Source organism: Virgifigura deserti (assembly GCA_003576685.1).
Taxonomy (GTDB): Bacteria; Pseudomonadota; Alphaproteobacteria; order Dongiales; family Dongiaceae; genus Virgifigura; species Virgifigura deserti.
In genome coordinates this window covers 339,211-362,083 of the sequence record QOZR01000002.1, presented here as the reverse complement: position 1 = coordinate 362,083, position 22,873 = coordinate 339,211, and the positions used below count along the sequence as shown (strand labels likewise).

27 protein-coding genes are annotated in these 22,873 nt (G+C 66.8%); 12 read left to right on the top strand and 15 right to left on the bottom strand.

What is annotated here, in order from left to right; all coding sequences use genetic code 11:
- Positions 1–38: 38 nt before the first annotated feature.
- On the bottom strand, positions 39–974 hold the full coding sequence (locus DT069_RS05085) for an AAA family ATPase (RefSeq protein WP_119459305.1): 936 nt from the start codon (positions 972–974) through the stop codon (positions 39–41).
- A gap of 76 nt (positions 975–1,050) precedes the next feature.
- On the opposite strand from DT069_RS05085, the gene DT069_RS05080 reads away from it, so the two are divergent.
- From DT069_RS05080 to DT069_RS05065, 4 genes are all read left to right on the top strand, one after another.
- Positions 1,051–1,695, top strand: a complete 645-nt coding sequence (locus DT069_RS05080; protein ID WP_425450014.1) for a DUF1285 domain-containing protein — start codon at positions 1,051–1,053, stop codon at positions 1,693–1,695.
- A gap of 152 nt (positions 1,696–1,847) precedes the next feature.
- Positions 1,848–2,345 (top strand): CoA pyrophosphatase, encoded by a 498-nt coding sequence (locus tag DT069_RS05075; protein WP_425450013.1) that lies wholly within the window; start codon positions 1,848–1,850, stop codon positions 2,343–2,345.
- Complete coding sequence (locus DT069_RS05070; protein WP_119459185.1) at positions 2,342–2,617, top strand: DUF6111 family protein; 276 nt, start codon at positions 2,342–2,344, stop codon at positions 2,615–2,617. The genes DT069_RS05075 and DT069_RS05070 overlap by 4 nt, the downstream gene beginning before the upstream one ends.
- 52 nt (positions 2,618–2,669) lie before the next feature.
- The gene (locus tag DT069_RS05065; protein WP_425450012.1) at positions 2,670–3,899 is read left to right on the top strand and encodes a CCA tRNA nucleotidyltransferase; all 1,230 of its coding nucleotides are present in this window, start codon (positions 2,670–2,672) and stop codon (positions 3,897–3,899) included.
- A 93-nt stretch (positions 3,900–3,992) separates the two neighbouring features.
- On the opposite strand, the gene hemF is transcribed toward DT069_RS05065, so the two are convergent.
- Both hemF and DT069_RS05055 read right to left on the bottom strand, forming a co-directional pair.
- A complete protein-coding gene (gene hemF, locus DT069_RS05060; protein WP_119459183.1) occupies positions 3,993–4,886 on the bottom strand; it encodes an oxygen-dependent coproporphyrinogen oxidase in 894 nt (297 codons plus the stop codon).
- Positions 4,883–5,377, bottom strand: a complete 495-nt coding sequence (locus DT069_RS05055; RefSeq protein ID WP_119459182.1) for a tRNA (cytidine(34)-2'-O)-methyltransferase — start codon at positions 5,375–5,377, stop codon at positions 4,883–4,885. The genes hemF and DT069_RS05055 overlap by 4 nt, the downstream gene beginning before the upstream one ends.
- A gap of 356 nt (positions 5,378–5,733) precedes the next feature.
- Here DT069_RS05055 and petA point away from each other — a divergent pair, with 356 nt between their 5' ends.
- From petA to DT069_RS05030, 5 genes are all read left to right on the top strand, one after another.
- Positions 5,734–6,306, top strand: coding sequence for a ubiquinol-cytochrome c reductase iron-sulfur subunit (petA, locus tag DT069_RS05050; protein WP_119459181.1), 573 nt, complete (start codon positions 5,734–5,736; stop codon positions 6,304–6,306).
- Positions 6,307–6,317: 11 nt separating this feature from the next.
- Complete coding sequence (locus DT069_RS05045) at positions 6,318–7,574, top strand: cytochrome b (RefSeq protein ID WP_119459180.1); 1,257 nt, start codon at positions 6,318–6,320, stop codon at positions 7,572–7,574.
- Positions 7,574–8,335: a cytochrome c1 gene (locus DT069_RS05040; protein WP_425450011.1), complete on the top strand. Its 762-nt coding sequence runs from the start codon at positions 7,574–7,576 to the stop codon at positions 8,333–8,335. Before DT069_RS05045 ends, DT069_RS05040 begins: the two co-directional genes overlap by 1 nt.
- A gap of 229 nt (positions 8,336–8,564) precedes the next feature.
- Positions 8,565–9,380 carry a VOC family protein gene (locus tag DT069_RS05035; RefSeq protein WP_162912985.1) on the top strand — a complete coding sequence of 272 codons (816 nt, stop codon included), beginning with the start codon at positions 8,565–8,567 and terminating at the stop codon, positions 9,378–9,380.
- A 186-nt stretch (positions 9,381–9,566) separates the two neighbouring features.
- Positions 9,567–10,445 carry a PEP-CTERM sorting domain-containing protein gene (locus DT069_RS05030; protein WP_119459177.1) on the top strand — a complete coding sequence of 293 codons (879 nt, stop codon included), beginning with the start codon at positions 9,567–9,569 and terminating at the stop codon, positions 10,443–10,445.
- A 7-nt stretch (positions 10,446–10,452) separates the two neighbouring features.
- Here the strand turns inward: DT069_RS05030 and ychF are convergent, their stop codons facing one another.
- The 5 genes from ychF to DT069_RS05005 all read right to left on the bottom strand — a co-directional run bounded on the left by ychF (position 10,453) and on the right by DT069_RS05005 (position 14,441).
- Positions 10,453–11,550 (bottom strand): redox-regulated ATPase YchF, encoded by a 1,098-nt coding sequence (gene ychF / locus DT069_RS05025; RefSeq protein WP_119459176.1) that lies wholly within the window; start codon positions 11,548–11,550, stop codon positions 10,453–10,455.
- Positions 11,551–11,612: 62 nt separating this feature from the next.
- The gene (gene pth, locus DT069_RS05020; RefSeq protein WP_119459175.1) at positions 11,613–12,239 is read right to left on the bottom strand and encodes an aminoacyl-tRNA hydrolase; all 627 of its coding nucleotides are present in this window, start codon (positions 12,237–12,239) and stop codon (positions 11,613–11,615) included.
- Positions 12,240–12,260: 21 nt separating this feature from the next.
- Positions 12,261–12,908, bottom strand: coding sequence for a 50S ribosomal protein L25/general stress protein Ctc (locus tag DT069_RS05015; RefSeq protein ID WP_119459174.1), 648 nt, complete (start codon positions 12,906–12,908; stop codon positions 12,261–12,263).
- A gap of 94 nt (positions 12,909–13,002) precedes the next feature.
- Entirely contained in the window at positions 13,003–13,935 is a 933-nt protein-coding gene (locus DT069_RS05010; RefSeq protein ID WP_119459173.1) for a ribose-phosphate pyrophosphokinase, read from the bottom strand.
- A 170-nt stretch (positions 13,936–14,105) separates the two neighbouring features.
- The gene (locus DT069_RS05005; protein ID WP_119459172.1) at positions 14,106–14,441 is read right to left on the bottom strand and encodes an antibiotic biosynthesis monooxygenase family protein; all 336 of its coding nucleotides are present in this window, start codon (positions 14,439–14,441) and stop codon (positions 14,106–14,108) included.
- Positions 14,442–14,891: 450 nt separating this feature from the next.
- Between DT069_RS05005 and DT069_RS05000 the strand changes: the two genes are divergently transcribed.
- Positions 14,892–15,356 carry a histone H1-like repetitive region-containing protein gene (locus DT069_RS05000; RefSeq protein ID WP_119459171.1) on the top strand — a complete coding sequence of 155 codons (465 nt, stop codon included), beginning with the start codon at positions 14,892–14,894 and terminating at the stop codon, positions 15,354–15,356.
- A 54-nt stretch (positions 15,357–15,410) separates the two neighbouring features.
- Here DT069_RS05000 and DT069_RS04995 read toward each other — a convergent pair whose 3' ends face one another.
- The 7 genes from DT069_RS04995 to lgt all read right to left on the bottom strand — a co-directional run bounded on the left by DT069_RS04995 (position 15,411) and on the right by lgt (position 21,740).
- Positions 15,411–16,160, bottom strand: a complete 750-nt coding sequence (locus tag DT069_RS04995) for a TetR/AcrR family transcriptional regulator (protein WP_119459170.1) — start codon at positions 16,158–16,160, stop codon at positions 15,411–15,413.
- A 351-nt stretch (positions 16,161–16,511) separates the two neighbouring features.
- On the bottom strand, positions 16,512–16,748 hold the full coding sequence (locus DT069_RS24890; RefSeq protein WP_119459169.1) for an HGGxSTG domain-containing protein: 237 nt from the start codon (positions 16,746–16,748) through the stop codon (positions 16,512–16,514).
- A 253-nt stretch (positions 16,749–17,001) separates the two neighbouring features.
- Positions 17,002–17,625 carry a hypothetical protein gene (locus DT069_RS04985; protein ID WP_425450010.1) on the bottom strand — a complete coding sequence of 208 codons (624 nt, stop codon included), beginning with the start codon at positions 17,623–17,625 and terminating at the stop codon, positions 17,002–17,004.
- 213 nt (positions 17,626–17,838) lie between these two features.
- On the bottom strand, positions 17,839–18,990 hold the full coding sequence (locus tag DT069_RS04980; RefSeq protein WP_119459168.1) for a M24 family metallopeptidase: 1,152 nt from the start codon (positions 18,988–18,990) through the stop codon (positions 17,839–17,841).
- 2 nt (positions 18,991–18,992) lie between these two features.
- On the bottom strand, positions 18,993–19,769 hold the full coding sequence (gene pgeF / locus DT069_RS04975) for a peptidoglycan editing factor PgeF (RefSeq protein WP_119459302.1): 777 nt from the start codon (positions 19,767–19,769) through the stop codon (positions 18,993–18,995).
- Between the two features lie 28 nt (positions 19,770–19,797).
- Complete coding sequence (locus tag DT069_RS04970; RefSeq protein WP_119459167.1) at positions 19,798–20,943, bottom strand: class I SAM-dependent methyltransferase; 1,146 nt, start codon at positions 20,941–20,943, stop codon at positions 19,798–19,800.
- Positions 20,940–21,740: a prolipoprotein diacylglyceryl transferase gene (lgt, locus tag DT069_RS04965; protein ID WP_119459166.1), complete on the bottom strand. Its 801-nt coding sequence runs from the start codon at positions 21,738–21,740 to the stop codon at positions 20,940–20,942. The genes DT069_RS04970 and lgt overlap by 4 nt, the downstream gene beginning before the upstream one ends.
- Before the next feature lie 193 nt (positions 21,741–21,933).
- On the opposite strand from lgt, the gene DT069_RS04960 reads away from it, so the two are divergent.
- Positions 21,934–22,191: an accessory factor UbiK family protein gene (locus DT069_RS04960; protein ID WP_119459165.1), complete on the top strand. Its 258-nt coding sequence runs from the start codon at positions 21,934–21,936 to the stop codon at positions 22,189–22,191.
- 178 nt (positions 22,192–22,369) lie between these two features.
- The gene (locus DT069_RS04955) at positions 22,370–22,873 is read left to right on the top strand and encodes a type III secretion system chaperone family protein (protein WP_119459164.1); all 504 of its coding nucleotides are present in this window, start codon (positions 22,370–22,372) and stop codon (positions 22,871–22,873) included.

The following is a 22,873-nucleotide window of genomic DNA, read 5'->3' as shown; positions in this document are numbered from 1 at the left end:
CGCCGCTCCTTGATCAGCCTTGGGTCTGGGCAGCGCGGTCAAGCAAAGGGTTCGCACAACCGATCGATCACATGATCGAGTGTAACCCCGTCGGCGCGCGCCGCGAAATTCAGCGCCATGCGGTGGCGCAGGATCGGATGGGCGAGCGCCAGCACGTCGTCGATCGACGGCGCCAGCCGGCCGTCGAGAACGGCGCGGGCACGAGCCGCCAGCATCAGAGCCTGGCTGGCGCGCGGGCCGGGTCCCCACGCGACCTGACGCTGCACCTCGGGCATCTCGCTGCTCTCGGGTCGCCCGGCGCGGACAAGGCCCAGAATCGCCTCGACGACGCTCTCGCCGACCGGGATGCGGCGGACCAGCCGCTGCGCGGCCATCAGCTCCGCCGCTGACATCACGTCGATCGGCCGGTCCTCGGCAAGCCCGGTCGTCACGATCAGCATCTGCCGCTCGGCATCGACGTCCGGATAGGTGACGTCGATCTGCATCAGGAAGCGGTCGAGTTGCGCCTCGGGCAGCGGGTAGGTGCCCTCCTGCTCCAGCGGGTTCTGCGTCGCCAGCACATGGAACGGTTCCGGCAGCGGGTGCGGATGGCCGGCGACCGACACGCGGCGCTCCTGCATGGCCTGCAGCAGCGCGGATTGCGTGCGCGGGCTGGCGCGGTTGATCTCGTCGGCCATCAGAAGCTGGCAGAAGACCGGGCCGGGGATGAAGCGGAACGAGCGCCGGCCGGACTCGGATTCCTCGAGCACTTCCGAGCCCAGGATGTCGGCGGGCATCAGGTCGGGCGTGCACTGGACGCGCTTGTCCTCGAGCCCGAGAACGGTTCCCAGCGTCTCGACCAAGCGCGTCTTGGCGAGGCCGGGCACGCCGATCAGCAGCACATGGCCCCCGGCGAGCAGCGTGATCAGCGTCTGGTCGATCGTCGCATGCTGTCCGAAGATGACGCGGCCGATGCTTTGCCGCACCTGATTCATCCGATGGCCGAGCGCTTCGATTTCCGCGGCCAGCTTGTCGGCCGCATGCTTGTCGCCGGGGAAAGAGGAGGGCAGAATGTCGGTGGTGGTCACGCCGGTGATCTCCAGAGTTGCAGATGAGGGCGTATCAATGACCGGCAGGTCGGATCCGACCGATCTCCTGAAACAGATGGGGGCGGCTGCAGCCGCCGACCAGTCGCAATCCCATCCGCCGCAATCCGATGCGGAGGACGCCGGCTGCGGCGACTTCGACATCCGGATCGGGCGCGACGGGACTTGGTTTTACCATGGCTCGCCGATCGGCCGCAAACCATTGGTCCGGCTGTTTGCTTCGGTTCTCCGGCGGGAAGCCGACGGTGGCTATTATCTCGTCACGCCGGCGGAGCGCGGACGCATCGTCGTCGAGGATGCACCGTTCACGGCGGTCGAGCTCACTGTCCGCGGATCGGGGCACGACCGGACGCTCAGCTTCCGCACGAATCTCGACGACGAGGTGACGGCCGACACCGATCATCCGATCCGCGTCGCGCAGAATCCTGACACCGCGGAGCCCAGCCCCTATATCCTGGTGCGCGACGGGCTGGAGGCGCTGATTCTGCGCTCCGTCTATTATGAGCTCGTCGCCCTGGGCGAGCAGCGAGAGATTGCCGGCGAGGAGCAATACGGCGTATGGAGCAAGGGACGGTTTTTCCCGCTGGGCCGGCTGGAGGAGGAGGGCTGAACAGAAGACTCATCCTCGAGCGTTTCCGTTCGGTCGGGGCGCCGCAGCGGCGCCAGGCGCTGGACGGGCCCGCAATTGACACTCAAACGGGCTTGCCGCCGGACTGTCGCGGCGACCATGACCTCAATCCCGATATGTGTCCGGAGCAGCCATTGGTTCCGGCGGGGGTGCTGGTCCCGCTGCTGGACCGGCCGGAGGGGCTGACCGTGCTGCTGACGCGACGCACCGATCATTTGCATGTTCATGCCGGGCAGATCAGCTTTCCCGGCGGCCGCGTCGATCCCGGAGACGACGATTCCGTCGCGGCGGCGCTCCGCGAGGCGGAGGAGGAGATCGGCCTGCCGCGCGAGCGCGTCTCGCTGGTCGGCCGTCTCGACACCTATGTCACCCGCACCGGGTTCGAGGTGACGCCGGTCGTCGGGCTGATCGATCCGCCGGTCGCCCTCACCTCGGACCCGTTCGAGGTGGCGGAGATCTTCGAGGTTCCGCTCGCCTTCGTGATCGACCCCGCCAATCACCGGCGCGACAGCCGCATCTATGCCGGCGCCTTGCGGCATTTCTACGTGCTGCCATGGCGGCATTACTATATTTGGGGTGCGACCGCAGGCATGCTGGTCAATCTGTCCGAGGTGTTGCGACAACCGTCATGAGACAGTTCTTCTCGATCGTCGTTCCCCTGGTTCTGCCGACGGTTCTGTATTTCGTCTATATGACGATGGCGCGGCGGCGCGCGCAGACGGCGAGCGGGCGAAGCGGCTGGTGGCAGGAAGTGCCGTGGACCTGGCTCGGCATCGCCGGGGCCATTCTGATGATCGTCACGCTCAGCGCCTTCGCGCTGTTCGGCGGCGCCGAACCCGGTAGCGTCTACCAGCCTGCCAAGCTGATCGACGGCGAGATCAAGCCCGGCGGCTTCGTCGAGTAGCGGCCCCGTCCCAGGGATGCAGCCATCCGGTCACCTTCCGCCGCAACCTTGGATGACGGCGCCGGCGACCCGGAGCGTGGTCGCGGCGCTGACCGCGGCCGGGGCAGAGATCCGTTTCGTCGGCGGCTGCGTGCGCGACGCGGTTCTCGGGCGCCCGGTGAAGGATATCGACATCGCCACGCCCGACCCGCCCGACCGGGTGATGGCGCTGCTCGCCCAGGGCGGCGTCCGCGCGATCCCGACCGGCATCGCGCACGGCACCGTGACGGCGCTCGCCGACGGTACGGCGTTCGAGATCACGACTTTGCGCCATGACGTCGAAACCTTCGGCCGCCATGCACGCGTCGCCTTTACCGACGATTGGGCGGCCGACGCGGCGCGGCGCGATCTCACCGTCAACGCCTTGTCCTGCGCGCCGGACGGATCGCTCTACGATCCGTTCGGCGGCCTCGCCGATCTCAAGGCCGGCCGTATCCGGTTCGTCGGCGATCCGGAGGCGCGAATCCGCGAGGATGTTCTGCGCCTGCTCCGGTTCTTCCGCTTCTACGCCCATTACGGCGTGCCGCCGCCGGACGAAGCCGCGCTCGCCGCCGCCCGGGCGCTGGCGCCGCTCCTGCCGACTTTGTCCGGTGAGCGGATCCGTGACGAGCTTCTGAAGCTGCTGGCAGCACCCGACCCGGCAGCGGTGGTCGAGCTGATGCGCGACCAGGACGTGCTGCGCCATATCATGCCCGAGGCGGCGAATCCGGGGCGGCTGCGCGCGCTCGTCACGATCGAAGGTATCGTTCCGGCGCGGCTGGTCGCCGGCGCCGACCCCCTTCGCCGCCTGGCAGCGCTGCTGGAGGCGTCGGCCGCCGCGGCAGAGGTCGTGGCCAAGCGCCTGCGCCTGTCGAACGCAGAGCGGGAGCGGTTGGTCGACTTGGCGGAGCCGCCGCTGGTCTCGCCCGATCTCGATCGCCAGACCCGCCGACGTCTTCTCTATATGCTGGGTGCCGAGCGCTTCCGCGACGCCGCGCTCCTCGCCTGGGCCGCAAGCATCACCGAGCAACCGACGACCACGCGACATGAGGTCGAGGCCTGGACCGACCTGCTCGCCACCGCCGCCGACTGGACGCCGCCGGTCTTCCCGCTGAAGGGCCGCGACTTCCTGACTCTGGGCCTGAAGCCCGGCCCTGCGGTCGGCGGTCTCCTGGAAGAGATCGAGCGCTGGTGGATCGATAACGACTTCGCCCCCGACCGCGCCGCCTGCCTTGCGTATGCTCGCAAAGTGGTGGTGGAGTAGGGCGGCCTTACGTGGCCGCCCGATCTGCGCGATGGACCAGGGCGCCCACGCAGGGGCGCCCCTGTGTCGGATATGAACCAGAGGCGCAGGCCCTCACGGCCACATCGCCGTCGGCGGCAGGGACATCAGAATCGCGTCGATATTGCCGCCGGTCTTCAGCCCGAACAGCGTGCCGCGGTCATAGAGCAGGTTGAACTCGACATAGCGCCCGCGCCGGACCAGCTGGTGGCGGCGCTGCTCTTCGGTCCAGGGCTCGTTCATGTGGCGACGGACCAGCCGCGGATAGATGTCGAGAAAGGCGCGGCCGACATCCTGGGTGAAGGCGAAATCGGCCTCCCAGTCGCCGCTGTCGATATAGTCGAAGAAGATGCCACCGACGCCGCGCGGCTCGTTCCGGTGCTTCAGGAAGAAGTACTCGTCGCACCAGTCCTTGAAGCGCGGGTAATAGGCCAGGTCGTGGGCGTCGCAGGCCGCCTTCAGCGCCGCGTGGAACGCCTCCGTGTCGGCCGCGTCGGGCGTCATCGGGGTCAAGTCCGCGCCGCCGCCGAACCAGCTCTTGGCGGTGACGATGTGCCGTGTGTTCATATGCACGGCCGGAACCAGCGGCGACTGCATATGGGCGACGAGGCTGATGCCGCTCGCCCAGAACCGGCCGTCCGCGGCGGCGCCTGGGATCTGCTCCCGGAATTCCTCGGAGAACACGCCCTGGACGGTCGAGATGTTGACGCCGACCTTCTCGAAGACCCGGCCGCGCATCACTGACATCACCCCACCGCCGCCTTCCGCGCCCTCGGTCTCCGGCGACCGCGTCCAGGCGGTGCGTTCGAAGCGACCCGGCGGCTGGTCGCTCAGCGGGTTGTCCCGGGGGCCGCTCAGCGCATCCTCGATCGCCTCGAATTCGGCGCAAATGCGGTCCCGGAGTGTGGCGAACCAAGCGGCGGCGCGATCCTGCCGCCGCTCCTCCGCGTTTGTAACGGGTTGGCTCATACCGCGCTCCTCTCTACCGATTGCTCCGCGACATCCGGAAACCCGCCCGTTTGGCGAAGCGCCTCGCCCAGTACGAGTGCCGCCGCGAGGGCGACGTTCAATGACCGCAATCCGGGCCGCATCGGAATCACCAGCCGCGCATCCACGGCCGCATGAACCGAATCGGGCACGCCGCGGCTTTCGCTGCCGACCATCAGGCTGTCGCCTGGGCGGAAGGCGAAGTCGGTGTAAGGCCGGTCGCCGGCCGTCGTCAACAGCAGCAGCCGGCCGGCCGGACTCGTTCGCCGACCCTCGCAAAACGCGGACCAGGAGCTGTGGCGCCACAGGGTCACGGCTTCCAGGTAATCCATGCCCGCCCGGCGCAGCCGGCGGTCGTCCAGAATGAATCCGCAAGGCTCGATCAGGTCGACCGCGATGCCGAAGCAGGCGGCGAGGCGGAGCATCGCGCCCGTATTCTGGGGGATGTCCGGTTCATAGATTACAAGACGCATTGAATGCCGTTGAAATGCCGATTGGGACGTATTTTTGATTTCCGTCGGCCGGGATGCTGAACCCGCCGAGGAACCCTTTGCAAGATCGATCTTTTCCACTATACCGCTTGCCCAGCGAAGCTCTACCAGCTACGGCACTGCGGCGGTTTGTCGCAGTGACGTTGAAGATTCGCGAGCGAAGTCGGTGCTATAACCGGGCCGCTCGCGGCAGGCGCGATGGCCTTTCGGCATTGCAGGCTGACAGTCCCCGGGAGAGTTCTGGGGAACCTCTCGGGCGCTTCCCGGAGCGATCGAGATGTTCGGGCTGCTGCCGAGGGTATCGTCGCGTTGGCGATCGAAGGAGAGGAACGGAACAGATGGCGGAAAGCGTGCAGGTCGGCGGTGGTGTCGGCCGGGATGAGAAGCCAAAGAGCGACGAGCCGACGCGTCGTGACTTTCTGTATCTGGCGACGGCCGCGGTCGGGGCCTTTGGCGTCGCCTCGGTGGCCTGGCCGCTGATCGATCAGATGAATCCGGCGGCCGACGTGCTGGCCTTGTCGACGATCGAGGTCGATCTGTCGCAGATCGAGGTCGGCCAGCGGGTCACCGTGAGTTGGCGCGGCAATCCGGTGTTCATCGATCACCGGACGCCGGAGCAGATCGAGGAAGCGCGCGCGGTCGATGTCGCCGAGCTGCGCGACCCGCAGACGGACGCGGAGCGGGTGATCGAGCCGGAGTGGCTCGTGGTCGTCGGCATCTGCACGCATCTCGGTTGCGTGCCGCTCGGCCAGCGGCCTTCGGATGATCGCGGCGCGTTCGGCGGCTGGTTCTGCCCGTGCCACGGGTCGCATTACGACACGTCCGGCCGCGCCCGGCGGGGTCCCGCACCGCTCAATTTGGCGGTGCCGGACTACGAGTTCCTCGAGCCGACGCTGATTCGGATTGGATAGGGTACCGTCAGATGAGTTCGCCGATCTTTAAGAGCCCCGTGGTGCGATGGATCGACCATCGCCTGCCGATCTTCAGCTTCATGGACCATGAGCTGAACGAATATCCCACGCCGAAGAATCTCAGCTACTGGTGGAACTTCGGATCGCTGGCCGGGATGGTGCTGGTGATCATGATCATCACCGGCATCGTGCTGGCGATGCATTACACCGCGCATGTCGATCATGCCTTCGAAAGCGTCGAGCGGATCATGCGTGACGTGAACTATGGCTGGCTGATCCGCTACATCCATATGAACGGCGCGTCGATGTTCTTCATAGTCGTCTACATTCACACCTTCCGCGGCCTCTATTACGGCTCCTACAAGGCACCGCGCGAGCTTCTGTGGATACTGGGCGTCGTCATCCTGCTGCTGATGATGGCCACCGCCTTCATGGGGTACGTGCTGCCCTGGGGCCAGATGAGCTTCTGGGGCGCCACCGTCATCACCAACCTGTTCTCCGCCATCCCGCTGGTCGGCGAGAGCATCGTCACCTGGCTGTGGGGCGGCTTCTCGGTCGCCAATCCGACGCTGAACCGCTTCTATGCGCTGCATTACCTGCTGCCGTTCGTGATCGTCGGCGTGGTCGTGCTGCATCTGGTGGCGCTGCACCGCTTCGGCTCGAACAACCCGCTCGGCATCGACACCAAGGGGCCGCAGGACACGATTCCCTTCCACCCGTACTACACGGTGAAGGACATGTTCGGCATGGCCGTGTTCCTGATCGTCTTCGCGGGCTTCGTGTTCTTCGCGCCCAACTATCTCGGGCATCCCGATAACTACATCCCTGCGAACCCGCTGGTAACGCCGGCGCATATCGTGCCGGAATGGTACTTCCTGCCGTTCTACGCGATCCTTCGGGCGATTCCGGACAAGCTCGGTGGCGTGCTCGCGATGTTCGGCGCGATCTTCGTGCTGTTCCTGCTGCCCTGGCTCGATCGCTCGCCGGTGCGCAGCTCTCGGTTCCGGCCGATCTACAAGTGGTTCTTCTGGGTGCTGGTCGCCGACTGCGTTCTGTTGACCTGGGCCGGTGCCAAGCCGCCCGAGGGAATCTACGTAGTGCTCGCCCGGCTGGGGACTGCCTACTACTTCGCTCATTTCCTGCTCCTGCTGCCGTTGCTCAGCATCTTTGAAACGCCGCGACCGCGACCGACCAGCATCAGCCAGCCCGTCCTCCGCGGCGGCGGCGTGCCGGCGGGAGCCCGTGCCAAGCCGATGGAGAAGGCCTGATGCGCCGCATTGTTCTTGCAACCCTCGCCGCGGCGGCGCTCGGGCTCTCGGTGAACGCCGCCAACGCGGTGGAAGGCGTCACGGTACCCGAGCAGGATTGGTCTTTCGACGGCGCGTTCGGGACCTTCGACCGGGCGTCGCTGCAGCGCGGCTATCAGGTCTATCAGCAGGTCTGCGCCGCCTGTCACGGCCTGTCGCTCGTCGCCTATCGCGATCTCGAGGCGATCGGGTTCACCGAGGATCAGGTGAAGGCGATCGCCGCGCAGGCCATTGTGACCGATGGGCCGAACGACGAAGGCGAGATGTTCGAGCGGGAGGGAATCCCGGCCGACCGGTTCGTCTCACCTTTCCCGAACGAGCAGGCGGCGCGTGTTGCGAACGGCGGCGCCCTGCCGCCCGACCTGTCGCTGATCGCGCAGGCGCGGGCGGGCGGCGCGGACTATCTCTACGCGCTGCTGGTCGGCTATGTCGAGCCACCGGCCGACATGGAACTGCCCGCCGGCATGTATTACAACACCGCCTTCCCGGGCCATCAGATCGCCATGCCGCCGCCGCTCAGCGAGGGCGTGGTGGCGTATGACGACGGCACGACCGCCACGGTCGAGCAGATGGCGCATGATGTCTCCACCTTCATGACCTGGACGGCGGAGCCGAAGCTCGAGGAGCGGAAGCGGACGGGCGTGAAGACGATCCTGTTCCTGATCGTCCTGACCGGCCTGCTCTACGCCACCAAGCGGAAGGTCTGGCAGCACGTCCACTGAGGCGCTGCGCAGTACTGAGATTGAGGGCCGTCGCCGGAATGGTGGCGGCCCTTCTCGTTTGCCCCGCTCGTTTGATGGTCTTGCACGCAACCCCGCGGGAGTCTTGATCCCTCGCGGCGCTCATGCGAGTCTGTGGCATGATCGAGGGGCGGGTGACAAAGATGGGATAACTGGGCCGGGAGGCGCGTCTCAACCCGAAGACGGGGGGATCGTCGGGATCGACCACACCTTGGTAGGTGCGCGCGATCTCGAGGCCGCGTGCATCGCATGGCAGCGCCTCGGCTTCACAGTCAGTCCGCGCGGGCGCCATATCGGCTGGGGTACGGCGAACTACTGCATCATGCTGGAGCAGGGCTATATCGAGCTGCTCGGCATCGTCGATCCCAGCCAGTTCACCAACAATCTCGATCGCTTCCTCGAGCGGCGTGAAGGGCTGCTCGGCCTCGCCTTCGCCAGCGACGACGGTGCGGAGACGTATCGCCGGCTCACTGCCGCCGGGCTGCATCCGGACGGGCCGAAGGACCTGAAGCGCATTCTGGAACTGCCGGAAGGCGAGGCGTTGCCGGCCTTCAAGCTGGTCTTCCTGCCGCCGGCGGAGACACCGGGCCTCTCGGCCTTCATCTGCCATCATCTGACGCCGGAGGTCGTCCGACGCCCCGCCTGGCTGGCCCATGCCAATGGGGCGACACGTCTGGCTGAAGTGACCGTGGTCGTCGATCGGCCGGGCGAGACGGTGCTGGGCTATGCGCCCATGTTCGGCCCGGAGGCTCTCTGGATTACGGACGGCGCCGCCGAGATCGAGACGGGGCAGGGGCGGGTCCGCTTCGTGACGCCCGAGGGGCTGGCACGGTTCTATCCTGACGCCCGCCCGGCCGCCGAACCGCCGACGCCCTGGATGGCGGCCATGACCATTGAGGTCGCCGATATCGGCCATGCCGCGGAATGCCTGAGGCAGCGCGGCGTCCCAGCTGCCCAATCCGCGAACCGCCTTGTCGTGCTGCCCGAGGTGGCGACCGGCGCGCTCCTCGAATTCCGTCCCTGCTGAGCGGGCGTCATTCCATCCGACCTGTTATCATTTCCTTGCCACCGCTATAGCTCAAACCCCGTGATATAGAAGATGCTGCACTCATAGAAGCGAGGCATCGAGGGCGGGAAAGCCGACTGTCCTCAACAGCCGTCTTGCTCCTACCCACGTGACGATCAGCCCCTGCATTCAGCGTAGGAGGGTCGGATGCGTGATACTCGGATCTTGGCGGCTGCCGTGGCGCTTGTGATCATCGCGCCGGCAACGGCTTTCGCCGCTCCCATCATTCGGTCGGTCGGTGGATCGGCAGACCCGGTGTCGATCGAGGGGACCGTGAATCAGTTCCGGGCCGATCTCGGCATTCCCAATAACGGGAATGCCTTGGGGCCGCTCGCCGACGGTCGCCGCGAGATCAACTGGGACGGCGGCGGAGACGCCGCCCCGGCCACCCAGTTCCCGACGCCCATGGAGACGTTCAACACTGCTCCGGTGACGCGCGGCGGCGTCTTCACCACGTCGGGATCGGGCTTTGAGATCAGCGGCCAGCCTGCGCCCGAGTTCGGCGATATCAACCCGACCTATCCGGGCATCTTCAGCACTTTCAGCTCGCCGCGCCTCTTCACCCCGCTGGACAGCACCAGGACGGACGTCCTGTTCTTCATTCCCGGGACGGACACGCGGGCCCTATCCAGCGGATTCGGCGCCGTGTTCACCGATGTGGATCTCGCCGACAGTACGCTGATGCAGTTCTTCGACCAGAATGGCGGGCTGCTGGAAAGCCTGTTCGTCGAGGAGGGAACCGTCGCTGACGGAAGCCTATCGTTCCTCGGCGTCTCCTTCACGGAAGGCGCGATTCTCTCGCGCGTCCGGATCACCAGCGGCACGACGCCGCTTGGCGCGGCGACGAACGACGACCCCGCCAACGATATCGACCTCGTCGTGATGGATGATTTCCTGTATGGCGAGCCGCAGCTTGCCGCGCAGGGCGTCCCGGAGCCGTCGACGCTGGCGCTCCTCCTCGCCGGGCTCCTGCCGGCGGCGCTGATCCTCTGGCGCCGGCGCCTGCCACACCTTTCGACGGGGTAAGGACGGGTTACACGTTGAAGCGGAAGTGGAAGATGTCGCCGTCGCGGACGACGTACTCCTTCCCTTCCGCGCGCATCTTGCCCGCTTCCTTGGCGCCCTGCTCGCCGTTACAGGCGATGAAGTCGTCATAGGCGATCGTTTCGGCGCGGATGAAGCCGCGCTCGAAGTCGGTATGGATCACGCCGGCGGCTTCCGGCGCCTTCGCGCCGCGCCGCACGGTCCAGGCGCGCGCCTCCTTCGGCCCGACGGTGAAGAAGGTGATCAGGTCGAGCAGCCCATAGCCGGCGCGGATCACGCGGGCGAGGCCCGGCTCCTCGAGCCCGAGGCTCTCCAGGAACTCGCGCTTCTCCGCGGGATCGGTCAAGGTCGCCACCTCGGCCTCGATCGCCGCGGAAATGACCACGGAGGCGGCGCCTTCCGCGGCGGCCCACTCGGCGACCTTGGCCGATAGGGCGTTGCCCTCCGCCGCCGCGTCCTCCTCGACATTGCAGACATAGAGCACCGGCTTGCCCGTCATTAGCTGAAGCTGCCGGAACAGCGGCTGCCGATCCTCGGGGACGGTGACGGTCCGGGCCGGCCGGCCCTCGCGCAAGCTCGCCGCGGCGGGCTCCATCACCTCGAGCAGCAGCTTCGATTCCTTGTCGCCGCCGCGGGCGCGCTTGGTCGCCGCGTCGATCCGGCGCTCGAGGCTGTCGAGGTCGGCCAGCATCAGCTCGGTCTCGACGATCTCCGCGTCGCGCAGCGGGTCGACCGAGCCCTCGACATGCGTCACCTCGCCCGCGAAGCAGCGCAGCACATGGACGATCGCATCCACCTCGCGGATGTTGGCGAGGAACTGATTGCCCAACCCTTCGCCCTTACTCGCCCCGCGCACCAGGCCGGCGATGTCGACGAACTCGAGCTGCGTCGGGATGATCTTCGCCGACTTGCCGATCGCCGCGATCCGGTCGAGCCGCGGGTCGGGCACAGCCACCCGGCCGACATTCGGCTCGATCGTGCAGAAGGGATAGTTCGCCGCCTCCGCCGCCGCGGTGGAGGTCAGCGCGTTGAAGAGCGTCGACTTGCCGACGTTCGGCAGCCCGACGATACCGCAATTGAAGCCCATTCAGCCTCGCGTTGGAGCCAAGAGTGTGGAACCACAGAGGCACGGAGACACAGAGAAGAAATTCAATCCTCTGTGTCTCCGTGCCTCTGTGGTTCGGATTTTCCTGTTGCCTTTGGCTTCGGCGGGTTGGTCAGCACCGTCACCTTGTTCATGAAGCCGTTCCCGTCGCCGGCAACCAGCAAGGGGAAAGCCTCGGAGACCGCCTCGGTCAGCTTCGCCACCATCGGCCGCTCTTCCTTGGTGAAGCTCTGCAGCACATAGTGGCGGACCAGCTCCGGAATCCCGGGGTGGCCGACGCCCAGGCGGATGCGCCAATAGTCCGGGCCGAGATGCGCGTCGATGCTGCGGATGCCGTTATGGCCTCCGGCGCCGCCGCCGCGCTTGACGCGGACCTTGCCGGGCCGGAGGTCAATCTCGTCATAGACGACGATGACTTGCTCGGGCGCCAGCTTATAGAACTGGGCCGCGGCGCCGACCGCCCGGCCGGAGTCGTTCATATAGGTCTCGGGCTTGAGGGCGATCACCTTCTCGCCGCCGATCTCCCCCTCGCAGGTGAGGCCGTGGAAGCGCGCCCGCGCCGACCCGAAGCCATGGCGGCGGACGATCTCGTCCACCGCCATGAACCCGATATTGTGCCGATCCCCGGCATGGCGCGGACCGGGGTTGCCCAGCCCGACGAGCAGCCGCATGGCGTCGACCGGAAGCCCGGTCTAGCCCTTCTCGGGCGTCGCCGCCGCGCCGCTGGTGGCCGCTTCCTCCTCCGTCTCCGCTGGCTCCGCCTCGGCCACCGCAACGTTCGGCGGCGCGATCGTCACAATGGTGAAGTCGCGGTCGGTGATCGCCGGAGCCACGCCGGCCGGCAGCGTGATCGAGCTGATATGGACGCTGTCGCCGATGTCGAGCCCTGCCAGGTCGATGGTGACCGAGCCGGGGATGCTGTCGGCGGCGCAAATCATCTCGATCTCGTGCCGCACGACGTTCAGCACGCCGCCCCGCTTCAGGCCCGGCGACAGCTCCTCGTTCGTGAACAGAACCGGCACCTCGACATGCACCTGGGTGTCGGCGCTGACGCGCAGGAAGTCGACATGGATCGGGATGTCGGTGACGGGGTCGAACTGCACGTCGCGCGGCAGCACCCGATGGCGCTGGCCGTCGAGCTGCACGTCGAACAGGGTGGTGAAGAAGCCGGACCTATGGATCTCGCGCTCCAGCACGCGCGGCTCGACCGAGATCAGAACCGGCTCCTGCTTGTTGCCGTAGATCACGGCGGGCGTGCGTCCCGCGCGACGGGTCGAACGGGCGGCCCCCTTTCCGGCCCGGTCTCTCCGCTCTGCGGTGAGGTTGTGGACTTCGGACATCTTTCTCTCCTTTTCCGTCCTTCGGTCTCGCGCCGGCCTCCAGGGGTGCCGGCGCCCAGTAAATCAGCCTAACAATTAGGTCGCGCCGAACGGCTCAGTCGAACAGGCTCGAGACCGAGCGTTCCTCGCTGATGCGCTTGACCGCTTCGGCGATCAAAGGCGCGATGGTCAGTTGCCGCACCGTCTGCGAGACGCGCACCGCCTCGGTCGCCATGATGCTGTCGGTGATCACCAGCGACTCGATGGGCGAGGCCGAAACGCGCGCCACCGCGCCGCCGGACAGCACGCCGTGGGTGACGTAGGCGCTGACCGATTCGGCGCCGGCTTCCTTGAGCGCGATCGCGGCATTGCAGAGCGTGCCGGCGGAATCGACGATATCGTCGACCAGGATGCAGGTCCGCCCCGAAACCTCGCCGATGATGTTCATGACTTCCGATACGCCGGCGCGTTCGCGGCGCTTATCGATGATCGCGAGGTCGGCGTCAAGGCGCTTCGCCACGGCACGGGCGCGGACCACGCCGCCGACGTCCGGCGATACGATCGTCAGGTCCTTGCCGGCGAAGCGCTGCTCCATGTCGTGGGTCAGGACCGGGGCCGCGAACAGATTGTCGGTCGGGATATCGAAGAAGCCCTGGATCTGGCCGGCATGCAAATCGAGGGTCAGCACCCGGTCGGCGCCCGCCACGGTGATCAGATTGGCCACCAGCTTCGCCGAGATCGGCGTCCGGGGGCCGGATTTCCGATCCTGTCGGGCATAGCCGAAATAGGGGATGACCGCCGTCGTCCGCCGCGCCGAGCCTCGGCGCAGCGCGTCCAGCGTCACCAGGAGCTCCATCAGGTTGTCGTTCGCGGGGAACGAGGTCGACTGGACGACGAAGACGTCCTCGCCGCGGACGTTCTCGTGGATCTCCACGAAGACTTCCATGTCGGAGAAGCGCCGCACGCTGGCATGGGTCAGCGGCAGGTTCAGATAAGCCGAAATCGCTTCGGCCAGCGGCCGATTGCTGTTGCCGGTAAGAATTTTCATGTCAATGACCCCTCTCGAGGCGCGGGTCCCAATCTGCTGCCGCGGCGCCTCGTTCAGGGCAAGTTTCCGGGGCAAGTCGCGGCGGACTTTATCAAGCTGTCACCGGCCTGTAAACCAGCTTGCCGGATGATCGGCGACGGGGCTGCTTATTCGTCAAGCCGCTGAAATCACTATATAACCAGTTCCTCGACGGCCTCGAAATGCGGAAAGCGATCCTCAGCTTCGGCCAGGTCGGCCAGGCGCAGCACATCGGCGACCTCGGTGATGCTCGCCCAAATGGCCCGGACATGCTCGTTGGTATGCGCGCGCTCGGCGGCCTCCGGATCGATCCATTCGAAGATCTCTAGATAGCTGCCGTCGACGGTCGAGCGGAGCAGGAGGACGGGCCGGCTGGTCGCCAGGCCTTCCCGACGCAGGCTCGGCACATGATGCGCGAGAATGGACTCCAGCTCGCCGGATTGTCCGGGTTTCGGACGGTAGAGCGCAATGACGATCCCGCCTGTCATCTCCTGCCTCCTGTCGTTGCCGAACGCGTGCCCTGATCGGCGCCCCCAGGTGGACTTACAAAGTGGACTTACAAAATGGGGCCAACTTGCAAAAACAGGCAAATCTGCAAAATCGTTCAAGTCGAATTATAGCGCGGAAGTCGCTGCCTGTGGTCGCGAATCGGCGTGGAAGGCGGCTCCGGGCGCGCTCAAATATTCCCCTACATGTTGCTAGTATACGGTCAGATAAACTCTAGATCGAGTTGCGGCTTGACCACCGTTTTAACGGAGCATTCATATTTTACGTCGCGAATTTGTGATGTGCTGTTCGGGAAAGAAGCGGGAATCCGGAACCCGTTGTTTAAACAAATGGTCGAAGTTGGTAACTGTATCTTAATGTAAATTGCTTATTTGCGGAATTGTAGTGGCGATCACTAGCCGCTGCTTGCATGACTACTTGAGGAGTCAAGAATGGCTATCAAAGCGAAACCGACGCGCCGCAAGGTTGCGACGACTCGGAAGCGGGTGGCGGCGAAGAAGCCGGCAACGAAGCGGAAGGCTGTCGCCGCCCGCAAGCCCGTTGCGAGAAAGACTGCGAAGCGGAAGACGGCTGCCCGCAAGACCACGGCGCGCAAGACCGTCCGGAAGACGACCGCCCGGAAGACCACGGCCCGCAAGACCACGGCCCGGAAGACCACGGCCCGGAAGGCGACCGCCCGGAAGACCACGGCTCGGAAGGCGACCGCCCGGAAGACCACGGCTCGCAAGACCACGGCGCGCAAGACCGTCCGGAAGACCACGGCCCGGAAGACGACCGCCCGGAAGACCACGGCCCGGAAGACGGTGGCCAAGCGGGCAGCGGCGGCCCGCAAGTCCGTCGCCCGCAAGCGGATGACCAGCAAGCGGACGACCAGCAAGCGGACGACGCGCCGGTAAGTCAGCCTTGCTCTGTCGACGACGGCCGGCGTGGCATTCGACCCGCCGCGCCGATCATGGCCCGATGTTCCCCAAAGCCGGAGTTTCCGCGCCGGCTTTGGGGGCATCGCCCGCCTGTTCTGCAGTGCCGTGGGCCGCGCCTTGGGCTGCGCTGCCTTGGGCCTTGGCCCTGTTCGGGGCATAGGCCCGCAGGAAGACATCGACGGCCCCTTCGACGAAGCGCGTCGGATCGGGATCGGCCTTGCTTCGAACGTTCAGAAGCTGGCGCAGATGGCTTGCGCCGCGGATCATGCCGACAAGCTGTTCGGCCGCCAGCCGCGGCTCCGGCACGGCGATCAACCCGCGCTCCGTGGCCGCCTGGAGATAATTGGCCAGCCGCGTCAGTGCGGCATTCGGGCCCGACTCATAGAAGATGCGGCCAAGCTCCGGAAAGCGGGGCGCCTCGGCTATGACCACGCGATAGATCGCCAGCGTCGAGGGTGACAGCAGCAGCTCGGCGAAGGTGCCGCCGATCCGCAGCAGGTCCGCCCGAACGTCGCGCGGCTCGTCCTCGGCGCCGCAGAGCGTCGGCCCGAAGCGGCCGCACTCGCCGCTGATGATCGCGGCGAACAGCGCCTCCTTGCCGGAGAAATAGGCATAGAGCGTCGCCTTGGAAACGCCGGCCGCGCGGGCGATCGCGTCCATGCTGGCGGCGCCATATCCCCGCTCCGTGAAGACCTCTCGCGCCGCCGACAGAATCTGGGGAGCCTTGCCGCTTCGCGGGGCCTCTGCCGCAGTGGTCGCCGTCAGCATTCTTGCCGTCATTCTCTTTCTGCAAAATTACACTGAACCGTCCGGTCCAGTGTGCCGGTTACAATTCCATTGCACAAACTGATTGAAGAACGATGCAATGTGGGATTTTGGTGCCCAACGGTATTCGCACCGAAAATTCCTTGCTCGCTTAACGGCCTTTCTCACTCCTAAGCCCTGCCGGAAGCCGTAGCTGACAGAATTCTCTACCCCAAGTTTACCGTCGGTGTTCAAGTATAAGGTAGGCACACTGGGCTGACCTCCTCGCGCCTACTGATTAGAGCACCGCACGGTTCCGATATCTTCGAGGTGCGTTGAACAGTAGCCCCAGGCCAGATCTGTCATTGGCGTGAGTGAGGCGGCTGCTCACCCCATCTCCTCCAACATCTTCCGGCTCGCCCAGATCATCTCGCGAATCTCCCGCCGCTCTTCCTTTGCCTCAACCGTCGTAAACCCGTGCCTCAGCGCGTTCTGACTGTGTCTCGGCGCCCCGGAGCTCTCGGCGCCCCCATGCATCCTGCAGCGCCGCTTGCCCCTTACCGCCGGCGCCCGGCAGGGCAAACCGCCCCGCGTCCGCGCGCCGCAGCGCGGGCTCGCATGCATCGGCCCGGTCGCCGTCGGGGCTGACGCGCACACCGTCCCAGTCTCCCGCTCACGGCTGCTCCCGGCTCACCGTGCCGACGATCGCCTGCCCGCCGGACTCCACCCGCACATGCTCCACCGTCACCTTCTGCTGCCCCTTGCCGCGGTTGCGGTTCAGGGTTTCCACCTGTTTCGCGTAGAGCGCGAGCAGGCGGCCGGCCTGCGCCCCGTCTCCGTCAGTCCAGCATGGCCGGCATGGCCGTGCTGCGGCGCGCTACTGCTGCTCCGCCGTTTCCGGCGCGGGCCGCTCCGCCGTCGGGACCATGACATGCGCGTAGGGCGTGCCCTTCCACATCACATACGGGCCGGGGGCGCCGTGCGCGTCGGCCGAGAGGGCGTCCAGCTGGGCCGGATCCGGCAGCAGGAGCATGATGTGGGGGCCCTCGACCACCCACTCATTGTCGGGCGTCTGCCCCGTGGCGAAGGGGTCGATGTTGCTCGCGCCCGCATCGCCCGCCAGCATGTAGGCGACTCCGGCCTCGCTCGGCCGGTAGTCCTCCCTCTTTTCCTTATAGGCGTCGAGCCAGGCCATCCACGCCGCGTCCAGGCACATGGGGGCGACGCCCCTGCTCCGGGCAGGCGGCGGCGTCGGCAGGCAGGTGAAGTCCTCGCTGCCCTCCTTCAGGACCGTACCGTCCCAATCCATGATCTTCGCCGTCTCCGCGACCTGCGGCGGGGCGGCGCTCAACGCCTCCTCGATCAGGGCCTGCTTGTCCTGCTCGGCCGCGGCCGCTGAGCCGAGCGCGAGACCCAGGCTCAGCAGCAGGGCCGTGCCGCTTGCCGTGATGAAGAGAGATGGGCGGGGGGCCGCGTCTTCGCGCATTTGATGCGACGACATCGTCTCGTTCTCCCTGAACGTCGCACACCCCTGGCCCTGATAGGCCGATCCATTGTCCGCCGGAACGCGGAGGAAAGCGACCCCCCATTTGCGAAGACCCCGCGCCGCCTCCCTACACCAGAACGCAGCTCACCATGAGGCCGAGCAGGCAGAGCGCCAGGAAGATGATCAGATGCGGCATGACGGGGCCTCAGGCCGGCGCGCCGCCGCGCCTCACTTCACTACGAGATCCAGCGGCCGCTGCGACAGCGTCTCGGCGCCGGTCTCGCCGACCAGCACGGTCTGTCCGGTCGTCATCGCCAGGCCGGCGTCGCTGTCGAAGATGATGATGTGGATGAAGAACACCATTCCCGGCGCCGCCGGTTCCGGATTGCCGGCATAGAACATCGGCCAGTCCATCCAGTTCGGCGCGAAGGTGGCGCCGAGGCTGTAGCCGGTCGCGTTCATCCGGTGCGCGTGATAGCCGGCGTCGTCGAGCACGCGAGCATGGGCGTCGAACACCTCGCCGATCGGCCGGCCCGGCTTCAGCGCCTCCTTGCAGGCCTCGAGCGCGTCGACCGCCGCCTTGTGCATCTCGACCTGCCGCTCCGGCGCCTTGCCGATGCACAGCGTCCGCATCAGGCAGGAGTGATAGTGCCGATAGACCCCGGCGAACTCGATGGTGAGCTGGTCCTGCGGGTCGAGATGTCGCCGGCCGGTGAAATAGCGGCAGAGCAGGGCGTCGCGGCCGGAGCCGATGATGTATTCGTTGCTAGGGTCGTCGCCGCCGCCGCGGAACACGGCGCCCTGCATCGCCGCGATGATGTCGCCCTCGAACATGCCCGGCCCGGCCAGCCGGTTCGCCTCGTCGAGCGCGGCGTCGGCCAGCTCGGCGGCCTTGCGGACATAGGCGATCTCGGCCGGGCTCTTGATCACCCGCAGGCGGCTGACCAGGTCGGATGCGTCCATCAAGGTGCAGAACCCGTCGAGCGTCACCATCAGCCGAAGGCCGTTGCGCGCGGTCAGGCCGTAGGCCTCGAGCTCGACGCCCAGCTTCTTGCCGCGGCAGCCATGCTCGTCGAGGATCGCCATCAGGTCGCGGGTCGGCTCCGCGTCCGGCGCGTCGCGCCAGATCCGGATGTCGTCGATCACCGAGGTATGCTCCGCCTGCCGCAGGTCCGGCGCCCGCGTCAGCAGCGTCATCCGCCCGTCGGCGCCGAGATAGAGGCACTGAAAGAAGACATAGCCGAAGGTGTCGTAGCCCGTCAGGTAGTACATGCTCTCCTGACGGAAGATCAGCAGGCCGTGCAGCCCGCGCTTCTCCATAAGCCGGACCGCGCGGGCGCGGCGCTCGGCCAGTTCCTCGTTGCTGAAATGAAGGGCCATCTCTAACTGTCCTCCTCGACGAGACCGATCAATGAAAGCCCCCGGCCGTAATCGGGCTCGCCCCGCAGGGTCGCCCGTCGATAGCTGAAGAACCGCTCCGCCTCGGCGCAGGTGTCGTGGGGCAGCCGGCAGACGCGTCGCACATCGGCCGCGGCGAGTCTGGCGGCGACATAGCCGGGCAGGTCGAACATGAAATGCCCCTCGCGTCGGGAGGGGCAGAAGAAGGCGCCGTTCGCCGGGTCGTCGGCCAGGAACGGCTTCGGGAACTCCGGCCCGACCTCATAGGACCGCTGGGCGATGCAGGGGCCGATGCCGGCATGGATCCGTGCGCGCTCCGCGCCGAGCTCGACCATCGCCGCCACCGTCGCATCCAGCACCCCGCCCTGCGCGCCGCGCCAGCCCGCATGGGCGGCGCCGATCACGCCGGCCTCGGCGTCGGCGAACAGCACCGGGGCGCAGTCGGCGGTCAGGATGCCGAGCGTGACTCCCGGTCGGTCGGTCACCATCGCATCGACCTCCGGTGCCTCCTCGCGCGGCCAAGGTCGGTCGACCCGCACCACCCGGGCGCTGTGGACCTGATAGGCAGTGACCAGCGAGCCGGCGGGAAGACCGGCGCAGGCCAGCGCCCGGGCGCGGTTCTCCGTCACCCGGTCCGGATCGTCCTTCGCGCCATAGCCGCAGTTCAGCGAGGCGTAGATCCCTTCGCTGACTCCGCCGGCGCGGGTCAGGAAGGCGTGGCGCACGCCGGCAAGCTCGTTCAGGGCACCCGCGGTGATCATCGGGGAGAACTCATCCAGCATCTGCTCTTCAGGGTGATGTTGCGGTCCCGGGCGTTTCGAACCCGGCGGGAATCGGCAAGCCGGCGCTGGTGATCGCCAGCGCCTTGAACAGGGTGCCCATTTGCGTCGGCTCAAGCAAGCGTTCGACCGCCGCGTGAATGTCGCGGGCCTGCTCGGGCGTCGCCCGGTCGAGCAGCGTCGCGGCGCGCAGCCGCAGGCCCAGCCGGTCGAGGAACGGCCCCTGCGGCACTGGCCCGCGGACCACCGCGCCCACACTGCGGGCGGCGCGGCCCAGCGCCGCGAAGTCGACATGGGCGGTGATGTCGGCGCAGCCCGGCTCGACGAGTGGATCGTGGCGGCGATGCCGGCGCAGCGCTTGCAGGCTGTCGCCCATCACGCCGGCGCCATAGCCGTAATCGACGATCAGCGCCGCCCCGCCGAAGGTCGCCAGCCGGCGGCCGATCGCCTCGGCCAGCGCGATTCCGGCGGGCGAGACTTCGGCCACGCTGCCCACCGGCGCCGCCTGCCGTCCCGGTTCCAGCAGGTCCGGCCCCAGCAGGCCGATCGCCGGCCCCGGCGGTGCCAGTGCGAACCGGAACCGCCGGTCGCCTTCGGGGTCAGTCGCGACCACGCGTTCGTGCCAGCCTTCGGGCGTGCGCTCGAACTGATGCACCGGCAGGGCATCGAAGAATTCGTTGGCGATCAGCAGCAGCGGCCCGTTCGGCACCGTGGCGAAGTCGTCATGCCAAGTCGGCGCGGTGCCCAGCGGCGCCCCGCGCAGCGTCTCGGCCTGGCGGGCGCGGAGAGTCTCGCTGATCTCGACCAGATGCAGGTCGACCGCGGCGCCGAACTCCGGCCGCAGCCGCGCCGCGCGCAGGGCGTCGGCCATCAGCGTGCCGCGGCCCGGCCCCAGCTCGACCAGCCGCACCGGGCTCGGCGCGCCCATCCGCGACCAGACGTCGACGCACCACAGGCCGATCATCTCGCCGAACATTTGGCTGATCTCGGGCGCCGTCGTGAAGTCGCCGGCGACGCCGAGCGGGTCATCGCGCCGATAATAGCCCTGCTCCGGATCGGCCAGCGCCTCGCGCATATAGTCCGCCACCGTCATCGGTCCGGTCAGGCGGATGCGTCGCGTCAGCCGCTCGGCCAGCGTTGTCCCTGGTGGCGTCATTGGACCTGGACGCGCCGCGCGCGGAGGATGAAGACGAGGCCGACCAGCAGCATCGGCACCGAAAGCCACTGTCCCATGGTCGTGCCGCCGATCAGATAGCCGAGATGGGCGTCGGGCTCGCGGAACAGCTCGACGATGATGCGCGACAAGCTGTAGCCGACGAGGAAGACGCCGCTCAGCACGCCCAGCCGCCACCGCGCTTCCGTGAAGCGGGCGAGGGCGAACAGCACGACGAACAGGACGACGCCTTCGAGCGCCGCCTCATAGAGCTGGCTCGGATGGCGCGGCAGCGGGCCGCCGGCCGGGAACACCACCGCCCAGGGCACATCCGTCGGCCGGCCGTAGAGCTCCTGATTGATGAAGTTTGCGAGACGGCCGAAGAACAGACCGATCGGCGTCGCGCAGGCGACGATGTCGGCCAGCGCGAAGAACGGCAGGCGGCGCTGGCGGGTGAACAGGATCATCGCCAGGATCACGCCCAGCATGCCGCCGTGAAACGACATGCCGCCCTGCCAGACCATCACGATCTCCAGCGGGTTGTAGAGATAGTGCAGCGGCTTGTAGAACAGCACATAGCCGAGGCGCCCGCCGAGAATGACGCCCAGCACGGCCCAGACGACGAAGTCGCCGAACTGCGCCCGTGTCACGATCCGCGGCGGCCGCGCCGCGAGATAGAGGCAATAGCGCCAGCCGAGAACGATGCCGGCGATATAGGCGAGCGCATACCAGCGGATCGCGAATGGGCCGATCTCGATCAGCACCGGGTCGATGCTCGGAAAGGGAATGGCGAACATCATGGCCGGCGAAGAGGCGGCGTCGCGGCGCCTGACAGGATGATCACGAAACGCTCGAGATGAACATCAAGCCCTTATAGTGGCCGTCGCAGAAGCCTGCAAGGCGGGCGCCGGGTGTCTGTGCGGTTGCACAGAAGGAACGCTGGTGCCATATCAGCGAACGATTGCTCCAACGCCTCGGAAGGACCGGCAGACGATGCAGACGAACAACCGCTTTTTCGATGATCTGGCGCGCGTCGCCGCAGGCGCCGCAGGCAGCTTCGCCGGTGTGCGGCAAGAGGTCGAAGGCCGCTTGCGCGAACAGCTCGAGCGGATTCTCGCCGGCATGGATCTGGTGACCCGCGACGAGTTCGACGCGGTGAAGGCGATGGCCGCGCAGGCCCGCACCGAGCAGGAGGCGCTTGCGGCGCGGCTGGCCGAGCTGGAGAAGGCGCTCGCGGTAAAATCCGACTGATCGGAAAACTCAAAACGCATTCTTAACGAAGACCTGGAAACATTGGTTGCGTTGAGCGTACCGTTTTGGCACGCTACATTTCGTGGGCATTGCCCCGGCGGTGCCTACAACATATCGCGGGACGAGACTCCCGCGAGGCGGGCTTCGGTCCGCTGGCTCACGACTGGAGGGCGCGATCATGACCACACTCACGGTTGAGCAGTCCTCGCCCCAGACCAACCCCCTGGACATTCTCGAAGAGCTGGTGAACGCCAATGAGTGGCGGTTCGACCGCACGACCGACGAAGAGATGGTCGTCGAGATTTCGGGGCGCTGGTGCGAGTACCGCCTGTTCTTCGTCTGGCAGGAAGACCTCAGCGCGATGTACTTCTCCTGCCTCTTTGACCTTCGGGTCCCGTCGCAGAAGCGTCCTGCGGTTTCGGAGCTGCTCGCGCTCATCAACGAGAAGCTATGGCTCGGTCATTTCGATTTGTGCTCGGATGAGCTGGTGCCCATGTTCCGGCATACGATCCTGCTGCGCGGCGTCACCGGCGCGAGCGTCGAGCAGCTGGAGGATCTGGTGGATATCGCACTCGGCGAATGCGAGCGGTTCTTCCCGGCGTTTCAATATGTCGTCTGGGGCGGCCGCACGGCCGAGGAGGCGGTGGCCGCCGCAATGTTCGAAACGGTCGGAGAGGCCTAA

Excerpts from the sequence above, each read along its gene's own strand:
- ychF (WP_119459176.1), bottom strand. The coding sequence starts at position 11,550 with ATGGGCTTCAATTGCGGTATCGTCGGGCTGCCGAACGTCGGCAAGTCG.
- DT069_RS05040 (WP_425450011.1), top strand. The coding sequence starts at position 7,574 with ATGCGCCGCATTGTTCTTGCAACCCTCGCCGCGGCGGCGCTCGGGCTC.
- DT069_RS05055 (WP_119459182.1), bottom strand. The coding sequence starts at position 5,377 with ATGCGTCTTGTAATCTATGAACCGGACATCCCCCAGAATACGGGCGCG.
- DT069_RS04980 (WP_119459168.1), bottom strand. The coding sequence starts at position 18,990 with ATGGCCCTTCATTTCAGCAACGAGGAACTGGCCGAGCGCCGCGCCCGC.
- DT069_RS05015 (WP_119459174.1), bottom strand. The coding sequence starts at position 12,908 with ATGTCCGAAGTCCACAACCTCACCGCAGAGCGGAGAGACCGGGCCGGA.
- DT069_RS24890 (WP_119459169.1), bottom strand. The coding sequence starts at position 16,748 with ATGCATGCGAGCCCGCGCTGCGGCGCGCGGACGCGGGGCGGTTTGCCC.
- DT069_RS05065 (WP_425450012.1), top strand. The coding sequence starts at position 2,670 with ATGACGGCGCCGGCGACCCGGAGCGTGGTCGCGGCGCTGACCGCGGCC.
- DT069_RS05045 (WP_119459180.1), top strand. The coding sequence starts at position 6,318 with ATGAGTTCGCCGATCTTTAAGAGCCCCGTGGTGCGATGGATCGACCAT.
- DT069_RS05080 (WP_425450014.1), top strand. The coding sequence starts at position 1,051 with ATGTCGGTGGTGGTCACGCCGGTGATCTCCAGAGTTGCAGATGAGGGC.
- DT069_RS04985 (WP_425450010.1), bottom strand. The coding sequence starts at position 17,625 with ATGTCGTCGCATCAAATGCGCGAAGACGCGGCCCCCCGCCCATCTCTC.
- petA (WP_119459181.1), top strand. The coding sequence starts at position 5,734 with ATGGCGGAAAGCGTGCAGGTCGGCGGTGGTGTCGGCCGGGATGAGAAG.
- DT069_RS04970 (WP_119459167.1), bottom strand. The coding sequence starts at position 20,943 with ATGACGCCACCAGGGACAACGCTGGCCGAGCGGCTGACGCGACGCATC.
- DT069_RS04960 (WP_119459165.1), top strand. The coding sequence starts at position 21,934 with ATGCAGACGAACAACCGCTTTTTCGATGATCTGGCGCGCGTCGCCGCA.
- DT069_RS05010 (WP_119459173.1), bottom strand. The coding sequence starts at position 13,935 with ATGAAAATTCTTACCGGCAACAGCAATCGGCCGCTGGCCGAAGCGATT.
- DT069_RS04955 (WP_119459164.1), top strand. The coding sequence starts at position 22,370 with ATGACCACACTCACGGTTGAGCAGTCCTCGCCCCAGACCAACCCCCTG.
- DT069_RS05030 (WP_119459177.1), top strand. The coding sequence starts at position 9,567 with ATGCGTGATACTCGGATCTTGGCGGCTGCCGTGGCGCTTGTGATCATC.
- DT069_RS05000 (WP_119459171.1), top strand. The coding sequence starts at position 14,892 with ATGGCTATCAAAGCGAAACCGACGCGCCGCAAGGTTGCGACGACTCGG.
- DT069_RS05085 (WP_119459305.1), bottom strand. The coding sequence starts at position 974 with ATGAATCAGGTGCGGCAAAGCATCGGCCGCGTCATCTTCGGACAGCAT.
- pth (WP_119459175.1), bottom strand. The coding sequence starts at position 12,239 with ATGCGGCTGCTCGTCGGGCTGGGCAACCCCGGTCCGCGCCATGCCGGG.
- DT069_RS05070 (WP_119459185.1), top strand. The coding sequence starts at position 2,342 with ATGAGACAGTTCTTCTCGATCGTCGTTCCCCTGGTTCTGCCGACGGTT.
- lgt (WP_119459166.1), bottom strand. The coding sequence starts at position 21,740 with ATGATGTTCGCCATTCCCTTTCCGAGCATCGACCCGGTGCTGATCGAG.
- hemF (WP_119459183.1), bottom strand. The coding sequence starts at position 4,886 with ATGAGCCAACCCGTTACAAACGCGGAGGAGCGGCGGCAGGATCGCGCC.
- DT069_RS05005 (WP_119459172.1), bottom strand. The coding sequence starts at position 14,441 with ATGACAGGCGGGATCGTCATTGCGCTCTACCGTCCGAAACCCGGACAA.
- pgeF (WP_119459302.1), bottom strand. The coding sequence starts at position 19,769 with ATGATCACCGCGGGTGCCCTGAACGAGCTTGCCGGCGTGCGCCACGCC.
- DT069_RS04995 (WP_119459170.1), bottom strand. The coding sequence starts at position 16,160 with ATGACGGCAAGAATGCTGACGGCGACCACTGCGGCAGAGGCCCCGCGA.